The organism is Hydrocoleum sp. CS-953, from assembly GCF_002260545.1.
Lineage (GTDB): Bacteria > Cyanobacteriota > Cyanobacteriia > Cyanobacteriales > Microcoleaceae > Trichodesmium.
In genome coordinates this window covers 1-2909 of the sequence record NZ_LGSU01000371.1, presented here as the reverse complement: position 1 = coordinate 2909, position 2909 = coordinate 1, and the positions used below count along the sequence as shown (strand labels likewise).

Sequence of the window (2909 nt, the reverse complement as noted above, 5' to 3'; positions counted from 1 at the left end):
GAATAAATATCAAAGCATTAACTGGTATTGGTTTTAGCCTTTTTAAGTCCTGAAAAAGTACCTAATTTTTGACTGTTGTTGTCTCAAAAAAAAAAAGTCCGAAAAATTTTATCTTTTGTTCTTCTAAGGTTCCTAAAAAGACTTCTCCAGTTTTACCAAGACCTCTATTATCTCTGATAATTTTTTCTAAACCCTGGATTTTAAACAAAACCAAATCTGTACCTACTTGCTGTTTTTTTGAATTAATAATTGGTTGACTAATAACCAGATGAAATTCATTTTTGATGCGAATTGGATTACTAATTTTAGATTTTTGGATTAGCAATTTCCAAAGTGTTTTAGGGATAGGTAAACCAAGTTCAACCACTAATTGGTTGTCTATACCAAAGCGACTAATTCCAACTACATCTTCACTCTGGATAAGGGCATCTTCTAGATCGCCTGCTATTATAGAAATATCAAAATCAGATTTATTATTGTTGCGGTTATAAATTTCTAATTCTCGTCTTGCGTAGGTACGACTAGCAATTTGTGAAGTAATACCCCTAGCCCTAGAAAGAAATTCTTCCACTGCTAATCTTCGAGTTCGTAAAGCTGACTGTAAGTTACTTTCTTCATTCCTTCTGAGTTTTTCATAAAGGGGGAATATACTTATTATTGCTACCAATATACTGATAGTAAATATTCCTACCGCAGAATAAAAGATTAATAACCGTTGTAATTGTTTAGAGTTCATTCTTTTACCGAAAAATTAGATTTAAAGCCTTCCTATTAAGGTTAGGAATGAGAATTAAATAAAGCCCAGAATTTTTTTTAAGAACTCCCATGATAGGGAGCTTAGGAAATTCAACTTGTGTAGAGAATAAAATTCTCATTCCGTAGGGTTCATTCTTCAGCAAATAGCTATGGGCGAGAGGAAAAACAGAAGGGATAAAGCAGAAAAAGAATAAACATCCTAATCGTCACCTTTTCCCGCTTTTACCGAATAATTAAGGTCTAAAGTCTCTCCTTAAAAGGAGAAAAAAGAAAAAAATCATTTTGGTCAATCTTATCCATTTTAAGGAGAGGTAATTATTAATTATTAATTGTTAATTATTGAAAGGAATCCTCAACTTTTAGGGCAATCTCCGTTTGTGCCTCTTGTCTCTTGGCCATTTGACTATTGTACTTGACTACCATGAACTCTAGGATCGGCTTGACTTGCTTTAATCGGTGCTACTGGAGCAGCAAATTCAGAATCTTGACCAACTGTACCATTATATGGTAATGAACTTCCGGCAACTAAAGCTTCTATATTTGCTGCCATGAGAGACTTTGGTATCTCTCCAATAGTCTGGCCAACTTCAGTTCCCTCTCGATCTAAAAACACAAAGTGGGGAATACCATCTACCCGGTATTTAACCAATTCTGGTAACCACTTACTATTGTCCACATTCAACATCACAAAGTTGGTATTTTCACCATACTTTTGTCTAATTTCATGCAACTCAGGAGCCATGGCTTGACAAACGGTACACCAATTAGCATAAAATTCAACTAAAGTGGGCTTATCATTACTGAAAGCTACATCTAGAGGTGTTGCAGTTTCAGCCATTTCATTTAGGGAAACGGAGGCCGTCTCAGTTCGTAATCCGATAAAAATTGTTACTGATAAAGCGATCGCTACTAAAACAATAATGAAATTTCTCAGGCGCATCGCCAAAGAGGAACTATTTGTAGAGTTAGATGGGTTTACATTCATTGTCAGAAAATTAAATAATGATTACAATTATTGAGTCTCTTTGAGAGAAGGCATCAAAATCAAGTAGCCCTTGAGGCTAGATGAACAAAGTCATCTTGTTATATGGTATAATTAATAGGAATTTCCAGGTAGAAAAATCTATGGTTGTCAGCGAGTTTTAGTCGCTCAAATTTCAGGTATATCAACCACACAGTAAAAATACAACTTTTGTAGGGACGTTCGATTGAACGTCCCTACTGTGTTCTAATATAATAAAAACTGCTGTAACTAAATAATCAGATAATAAAAAAATAAATTTTCTAATTTATAAATAGAGGATTAACCTGTGAAAAAACGAGTAACATTAACATTTCCACAACGGTCAATTCATATGCCCATTACCTATAGATTAGCAAAAGATTTTAATGTTGCTGCTAATATTATTCGCGCTCAAGTAGCACCAAATCAAGTAGGTAAATTAGTGCTGGAATTATCAGGAGATATTGATGAGTTAGAAGCTGCACTAGAGTGGATGAGACTGCAAAATATAGATGTATGTCTAACTAGCAGAGAAATTTTAATCAATGAAAATAGCTGCGTAGACTGTGGTTTATGTACTGGTGTATGTCCTACAGAAGCTCTCAGTTTACAACCTGATACCTTTCGTCTAAATTTTGTCAGATCCCGTTGCATTGTATGTGAACAATGTATTCCTACCTGTCCAGTTAAAGCAATTTCTACTAACTTATAAAATAATGTGAAACCAATACCTTTACTTTCTTTCAGTCTACTTTTAATGAGTTATAGTATTTTGGGCTGGAGTCTAGCGAATGCTCAAGTTTCTCTGTTTTTATATCTAGTTGTTATAGCTGGTATTTTTTTATTAGATGCAATTTTAACCTTTCGTTTACTTGATTTAAAAGCAATAGATCCCTGGTTTCAATCTGAACTTTATACTTTTCTTTCTTCAGTTGTTACTGCTTTTTTATTTGTGGTATTCATTAGATGGATAAACATTTTTATCCATGGTTTAGTATTAGTATCTGCAGGAATATTAGCCAAATTAGAGACTCAAGTTTATGGTTTAAAAAAATGGCAATCTTTTGGAATTTTACTAATTATTTCAGAGGGGGGTCTTGGTCTGGGAACTATACTTTACATATTCCTCAAAAACTATACATAGTAATTC

Annotated in this window: 4 protein-coding genes; 2 read left to right on the top strand and 2 right to left on the bottom strand. The window is 33.7% G+C overall.

The features are described from left to right. Window positions 1-61: 61 nt before the first annotated feature. Both AFK68_RS03545 and AFK68_RS03540 read right to left on the bottom strand, forming a co-directional pair. On the bottom strand, window positions 62-736 hold the full coding sequence (locus AFK68_RS03545) for a hypothetical protein (RefSeq protein WP_094671622.1): 675 nt from the start codon (window positions 734-736) through the stop codon (window positions 62-64). Window positions 737-1159: 423 nt separating this feature from the next. Then, window positions 1160-1741 carry a thioredoxin family protein gene (locus tag AFK68_RS03540; RefSeq protein ID WP_094671621.1) on the bottom strand — a complete coding sequence of 194 codons (582 nt, stop codon included), beginning with the start codon at window positions 1739-1741 and terminating at the stop codon, window positions 1160-1162. Between the two features lie 325 nt (window positions 1742-2066). On the opposite strand from AFK68_RS03540, the gene AFK68_RS03535 reads away from it, so the two are divergent. Both AFK68_RS03535 and AFK68_RS03530 read left to right on the top strand, forming a co-directional pair. Then, a complete protein-coding gene (locus tag AFK68_RS03535; RefSeq protein WP_094671620.1) occupies window positions 2067-2471 on the top strand; it encodes an NIL domain-containing protein in 405 nt (134 codons plus the stop codon). Window positions 2472-2477: 6 nt separating this feature from the next. After that, window positions 2478-2903, top strand: a complete 426-nt coding sequence (locus AFK68_RS03530; protein WP_143437482.1) for a hypothetical protein — start codon at window positions 2478-2480, stop codon at window positions 2901-2903. Window positions 2904-2909 lie beyond the last annotated feature (6 nt).

What these genes read in the sequence shown, in the direction of transcription:
- AFK68_RS03545 (WP_094671622.1), bottom strand. Translation starts at nt 736, where the DNA reads ATGAACTCTAAACAATTACAACGGTTATTAATCTTTTATTCTGCGGTA.
- AFK68_RS03540 (WP_094671621.1), bottom strand. Translation starts at nt 1,741, where the DNA reads ATGAATGTAAACCCATCTAACTCTACAAATAGTTCCTCTTTGGCGATG.